This is a genomic window from Kitasatospora sp. MY 5-36 (assembly GCF_001182915.1).
Classification (GTDB): domain Bacteria; phylum Actinomycetota; class Actinomycetes; order Streptomycetales; family Streptomycetaceae; genus Kitasatospora.
Map to the genome: position 1 here is coordinate 1 of NZ_LFVW01000692.1, position 5,826 is coordinate 5,826.

Annotated in this window: 7 protein-coding genes; 6 read left to right on the forward strand and 1 reads right to left on the reverse strand. The window is 75.8% G+C overall.

Annotated features, from left to right (window positions below):
- From AE652_RS33740 to AE652_RS33750, 3 genes are all read left to right on the forward strand, one after another.
- A partial coding sequence (locus AE652_RS33740) for a Pls/PosA family non-ribosomal peptide synthetase (RefSeq protein ID WP_049658588.1) occupies positions 1-1,453 on the forward strand: 1,453 nt, incomplete at its 5' end.
- 143 nt (positions 1,454-1,596) lie between these two features.
- Positions 1,597-1,830, forward strand: coding sequence for a DUF4287 domain-containing protein (locus AE652_RS33745; protein ID WP_049658600.1), 234 nt, complete (start codon positions 1,597-1,599; stop codon positions 1,828-1,830).
- Positions 1,831-1,859: 29 nt separating this feature from the next.
- Positions 1,860-2,444 carry a short chain dehydrogenase gene (locus AE652_RS33750; protein ID WP_049658590.1) on the forward strand — a complete coding sequence of 195 codons (585 nt, stop codon included), beginning with the start codon at positions 1,860-1,862 and terminating at the stop codon, positions 2,442-2,444.
- An 87-nt stretch (positions 2,445-2,531) separates the two neighbouring features.
- On the opposite strand, the gene AE652_RS33755 is transcribed toward AE652_RS33750, so the two are convergent.
- Positions 2,532-3,257, reverse strand: coding sequence for a bifunctional 2-polyprenyl-6-hydroxyphenol methylase/3-demethylubiquinol 3-O-methyltransferase UbiG (locus AE652_RS33755; RefSeq protein ID WP_049658592.1), 726 nt, complete (start codon positions 3,255-3,257; stop codon positions 2,532-2,534).
- A 275-nt stretch (positions 3,258-3,532) separates the two neighbouring features.
- Here AE652_RS33755 and AE652_RS45615 point away from each other — a divergent pair, with 275 nt between their 5' ends.
- From AE652_RS45615 to AE652_RS33765, 3 genes are read left to right on the forward strand one after another with little or no spacing between them, the layout of a single operon-like run.
- On the forward strand, positions 3,533-3,652 hold the full coding sequence (locus AE652_RS45615; RefSeq protein WP_107086612.1) for a lasso RiPP family leader peptide-containing protein: 120 nt from the start codon (positions 3,533-3,535) through the stop codon (positions 3,650-3,652).
- A gap of 10 nt (positions 3,653-3,662) precedes the next feature.
- The gene (locus AE652_RS33760; RefSeq protein ID WP_049658594.1) at positions 3,663-5,492 is read left to right on the forward strand and encodes an asparagine synthase-related protein; all 1,830 of its coding nucleotides are present in this window, start codon (positions 3,663-3,665) and stop codon (positions 5,490-5,492) included.
- The gene (locus AE652_RS33765) at positions 5,492-5,797 is read left to right on the forward strand and encodes a lasso peptide biosynthesis PqqD family chaperone (RefSeq protein WP_049658596.1); all 306 of its coding nucleotides are present in this window, start codon (positions 5,492-5,494) and stop codon (positions 5,795-5,797) included. Before AE652_RS33760 ends, AE652_RS33765 begins: the two co-directional genes overlap by 1 nt.
- Positions 5,798-5,826 lie beyond the last annotated feature (29 nt).

A 5,826-nucleotide genomic window follows, 5' to 3' on the forward strand; every position in this document is an offset into this window, starting at 1 on the left:
CCCCGCCCCCGCCCCGCGCGGCTGGAACCTCGCCTACGGCGCCGCCTTCGCCCTCTTCGGCCTCGTCCCGATCCTCGCCGCGCTGCCCGCCCTGGCCATCGTCTACCCGATGATCGACAGCGACGCCACCCTGCTCGGCGCCCTCGTCCAGCTCCTGCCCGCCACCATCCCGCTGGCCGCCCTCACCGTCGTCTGCTACGCCACCCTCATAGCGCTCCTCGTGCGCCTGCTGTCCCTCCCGCTGCGCCCCGGCCACCACCCCGCCACCGGCCGCGTCGCCTTCTGCGCCTGGGCCGTCAGCCGCCTCAGCGACACCGCCCGGCGCACCCTCTTCCCCTTCTACGCCAGCCTCTTCACCCCGGTGTGGCTGCGCCTGCTCGGCGCCCGCGTCGGACGGCGCGTCGAAGCCTCCACCGTGCTCGCCCTGCCCGGCCTGATGCGCGTCGACGACGGCGCCTTCCTCGCCGACGACACCCTCGTCGCCCCGTACGAGCTGCGCGGCGGCTGGCTCCGCCTCGGCCCCGCCCACGTCGGACGCCGCTCCTTCGTCGGCAACTCCGGCATCGTCGGCCCCGGCCGCCACCTGCCCGACAACTCCCTCGTCGGCGTCCTGTCCGACACCCCCGCCCACGCCCCCGAAGGCTCCTCCTGGCTCGGCCGCCCCGCCTTCGCCCTGCCCCGCGTCGCCGACACCGGCGCCGACGCCCGCACCTACAACCCGCCCCGGCGCCTGATGTGGGCGCGCGCCGGCGTCGAACTCTGCCGGCTGCTGCCGATCGTCCTCGCCGCCCTGCTCGGCGACCTCGTCCTCGCCACCCTGCAGGAACTGCGCGACGACTACGGCCTGGCCGTCGCCCTCGGCACCGCCGGACTCGTGCTCACCGCCGCCGCCGTCGTCGCCTGCGCCGTCACCACCGCCGCCAAGTGGCTGCTCGTCGGACGCTTCCGCGTCGCCGAACACCCCCTGTGGTCCTCCTTCGTGTGGCGCAACGAGCTCTACGACACCTTCGTCGAGGAACTCGCCATGCCCTTCGGCGGCCACACCATCACCGGCACCCCCTACCTGAACGTGTGGCTGCGCAGCCTCGGCGCCCGCATCGGCCGCGGCGTGTGGTGCGAGACCCACTGGCTGCCCGAGACCGACCTGGTCACCGTCGAGGCCGGCGCCAGCGTCAACCGCGGCACCGTCCTGCAGACCCACCTCTTCCACGACCGCGTCATGCGGCTGGGCCCCGTCCACCTCGCCGCCGGCTCCACCACCGGCCCGCACTCCATCGTGCTGCTCAACGCCTCCCTCGGGGCCGGCAGCACCGTCGGCCCGGCCTCCCTGGTCATGCGCGGCGAGAACGTCCCCGGCGGCGGCCGCTGGCTCGGCAACCCCGTCGCCGCCTGGGACGCCGACCCCACCCCGCCCGCCGGCCGGCGCCGCCACCGGGCCACCGCCGGGGTGTGACGCGAATCACTCCGGCAGGGCGATGAGTTCGCGGTGCGGTCACGGTCTACCTCCGTGACCGCACCGCTTCTTCTTTCCCGCCCTCCCGAGAGGAACCGCCCATGACCGCCGCCCCCGCCGCGAAGACCGCTGCGAAGACCGCCGTGAAGACCGCGGAGACCGCCGCGAAGGCCCCCGCCGTAAAGGGCCCCGCCTCCTATTTCCCCTCCATCGAGAAGAAGTACGGCCGCCCGGTCGAGGAGTGGAAGGACCTCATTCGCGCCTCCCCGCTCGCCAGGCACATGGAGCTCGTCGCCTGGCTCAAGACCGAGCACAACATCGGCCACGGCCACGCGAACGCCCTCGTCGCCCACACCCTTGCCGAAAAGTCCTCCTGAGAGGGCCACTTGATGCGATCATCGACGGCATGAAGGTACTCGTGATCGGAGCCTCCGGCACACTCGGCAGCGCTGTCGCCACCGCCCTGGAGAAGGAGCACCAGGTCGTACGGGCCTCGCGCAGCGGCCCGGTGACGGTCGACCTGGAGGACTCCGACTCCCTGGACGCGCTCTTCGCCGGCCTGCCCGACCTCGACGCGGTCGTCTGCTGCGCCGTGTCGGGCCCGATGGTCGACTTCGCCACGGCGACCGACGAGGAGTTCCTCGCCGGGCTGCAGGGCAAGCTGCTGGGCCAGATCGCCCTGGCCCGGCGCGCCCAGCACCACCTGCGCGACGGCGGCTCCATCACCCTCACCGGCGGCACGTTCACCACCCCGATGGTCGGTGGATCGCTGGGCGCCGTCATCAACACCGGGCTGGAGGGCTTCGTCCGCAACGCCGCCGCCGAACTGCCCCGCGACCTGCGGATCAACCTCGTCAGCCCCGGCTGGATCGCCGAGACGCTGCAGCTCCTCGGCCGGGACCCGGCCCCGGGCATCCTCGCCGTCGACGCCGCCCGCTCCTATGTCACCGCCGTGGAAGGCCGGACGAACGGGGAGACCCTGCTCCCCTGAACCGCCGAGCCCGCGCACAGGAAGTCGGCCCGGCCGACTTCCCGCGCACGGCGCCCCGGAGCGGCGGGGGTCACGGGGCGGCGGGGGTCACGGGCGCCGGGCCACGAAGACGAACTCCCGCCCGGGCCGGTCGGGAGCGTCGCGGACCTCCTCCAGCACGTAGCCGTGGGCGGCCAAGTCCCGCTCCATCTCCGCCCGTTCCCGGAAGCGCAGCGTCGAATCCGACGTCAGCACCTGCCCGTCCACCGCGAACACGTACGTCCACCGGAACGTCACCAGCGGCCCGCGCACCCCGACCAGGTCGACCCAGCTCTCGACGGCGCCCGCGCCCGGGACCTCCGTCACCCGGTGGGAGCGCTCGCGCGTCCACTCCTCCCAGGCGCGGGCGCCCGGATCGCGGGTCTCGAAGACCAGCCGCCCGCCGGGCCGCAGTGCCGCGAAGGCCCCCCGCAGCGTCCCCCGCCAGGCCCGCGGACCGGCGATCGCCTGGGCGACGTTCGCCGTCATCGTCGCCAGATCGGCCTGCAGCGGCGGCAGGTCCGTCGCGTCGCCGTGGATCCACCGCACCCGCCCGGCGCCCGGCTTGGCGCGCGCGACCTCCACCGAGGCCAGGGCGGGATCGACGCCGACCACCTCGAACCCGCGGCCGGCCAGCAGGAGCGCGAACACCCCCGTGCCGCAGCCGATGTCCAGCACCCGGCGCGCCCCGAACTCCCGTGCCATCGCCAGGTAGGCGTCGAGGTCGCCGCGGTCGGGGTCGAGCGGGTCGTAGAGCGCGGCGAGCCGCGGGTGCCCGAAGCATGCGTCAGCCATGGGACGACCGTAGGCGAGACCCCGTCCGGCAGCGGACAGGTCTACACCATTTCGTCCAGGGCTGGCCGAATCCGGCCTCCCGCCCGCCGCCCCCGCCACCCGCTCGCCCGGGTGCTCAGCAGTCCCGCGAGCGCCTGCGGCCACTCCCGCCCGGGCCGTCGGGTTCCGGCCGAAGGCCCCGGCGCCGCTTGTCCGTCGGCGAACCGACGAGGAAGAGTAGGAGCACCGCCGGCCGGCGATCGTGTCCAACTCCCCGCACAAGAGAGGACATTGCCATGACCGACGACGTGTACGAGCCCCCGGTGATGATCGAACTCGGCGACTTCGCGGACCTCACCCGGGGCTTCGACATCGGCAACCAGTCCGACGTCCACGGCTACTACCTCGCCCCCTGAGGACCGCGCCGTGAACGGCCACCGGCGGACCTGGTTCGTGGTCCTGCCGGACACCGACGCAGCAGCCGCGGTGGCCGCGGTGTGGGGCACGGCCGAGCGCCGTGCCCTGCACCACCCCAGCGGCCGCCCCTGGATCCTCGGCCACTGGCCGGCCGACGAGGCGGTCACCGCCCAGGCCGGACCGGTCGCCCTGGCCGTGTTCGGCACCAGCGACACCGACACCCACCAGCTGCGCCGCCGCGCCGAACACCTCCGCGACCCGCGCGAGGCCCTCGCCCTCACCCACACCGACGGCCCGGCCGGCAGCCACCACCTGATCGCCACCGTGCGCGGCACCGTCACCGCCCGCGGCTCGCTGTCCGGACTCCACCGCCTCCACCTGGCCGAGGTCCACGGCGTCCCCGTCCTGTCGGACCGGGCCGACGTCCTGGCCGCCGCGGCCGGCCTCACCCCGTCCACCGAACGCCTCGCCCTGCGCCTCGCCCACCCCCTGCCGCACCCCGCCGACACCCTGCCCCTGTGGCCCGGCATCACCCCCGTGCCACCGCACCACACCGCCCTGCTCGCCCCCGGCGGCCCCGCCCGCACCCTCGCCCACTGGCAGCCGCCCGCCCCCGAACGACCCCGCGCCGAAGCCGCGGCGGCCCTGCGCCACGCCCTGCACCGCGCCGTCGCCGCCCGCACCCGCGACGGCGGACTCGTCGCCGCCGACCTGTCCGGCGGCCTCGACTCCACCCCCCTGTGCTTCCTCGCCGCCACCGGCCCAGCCGACCTGCTCACCGTCACCATCGGCTCCCTCGACCCCCACCATGAGGACGCCCCCTGGGCCGACCGCGCCGCCCGCCACCTGCCCGGCATCCGGCTCGTCCTGCCCGCCGAGGACCTCCCCGCGATGTTCGCCGACACCGACACCCCCGGCCCCCAGGGCGACGAACCGTTCGCCTGGACCCGCACCAGGGCCCGCGACGAGGCCGTCGCCCGCCTCCTCGCCGCCCGCGGCGCCCGACTGCGGATCAGCGGCGAAGGCGGCGACGAAGTCCTCCAGGCCCTCCCCGCCTACCTGCGCACCCTCGCCCCGCGCCACCCCGCCACCGCCGCCCGCCACCTGCGCGGACACCGCGCCCGCCTGCGCTGGAAGCTGCCCGACGCCCTCGGCGCCCTCGCCGACCCCCGCCCCTACCCCGCCTGGCTCGCCCACGCCGCCGACCGCCTCACCCACCCCGCGCCGCCCACCACCCAACTCCTCGGCTGGGGAACCGAACCCCGGCTGCCGCCCTGGGCCACCCCGCACGCCGCCGCCCTGGTCCGCGACCAGCTCAAGGCCCTGCGGGACGCCCGGCCCCTGGCCCCGCAGCACGCCCAGCACCAGGTCCTGCGCACGGTCCGGCACAGCGCCTCCGCCATGCGCCAGCTCGTCGACGCCACCGCCCGCGCCGGCACCTCGTACAGCACACCCTTCCTCGACGACCAGGTCCTCGACGCCTGCCTGGCCGCCGACCCCGCCACCCGCGGAACCCCCTTCGCCTACAAGCCCCTGCTCACCACCGCCCTCGCCCCGGACGTCCCCGCCGACCTCCTGCGCCGCACCGGCAAGGGCGACTTCACCCCCGACGCCCACCAGGGCCTCGCCCGCCACCGCGCCCGAATCGCCGCCCTCACCGAGGACAGCGCCCTGGCCCGCGCCGGCCTGATCGACCCCGACGCCCTGCGCCAGGCCTGCCTCGGGCTCTACCCCACCGGCACCCCCTACGCCGCCCTGGACGCCACCCTCGCCTGCGAACACTGGCTGCGCGCCCACGGCAGCCGCCACCGCACCGCCGCCACCACCGGAGGGACCTGATGCCCGCCCAGCTGCGCCCCGACGTGACGCTCACCCCGACCGACGACGGCGCCGTCCTGCTCGACGAGCGCTCCGGCCGCTACTACCAGCTCAACCGCACCGCACTGCTCGTCCTGCGCTCCCTGCTGGACGGCCGCACCGCCGAGGAGACCGCCGCCGACCTCAGCGCCCGCCACCCCGTCACCGCCGACCGGGCGCGTGCCGACGTCGACCGGCTGCACGAGACCCTGCGCACCGCCGGACTGGTCACCGGCGGACCGGGCGGCGGCGGACCGGCCGGCACGGGAGCGGGCACCGCCGGATGAGCCTGTACGCCCACGCCACCCGCGCCGGC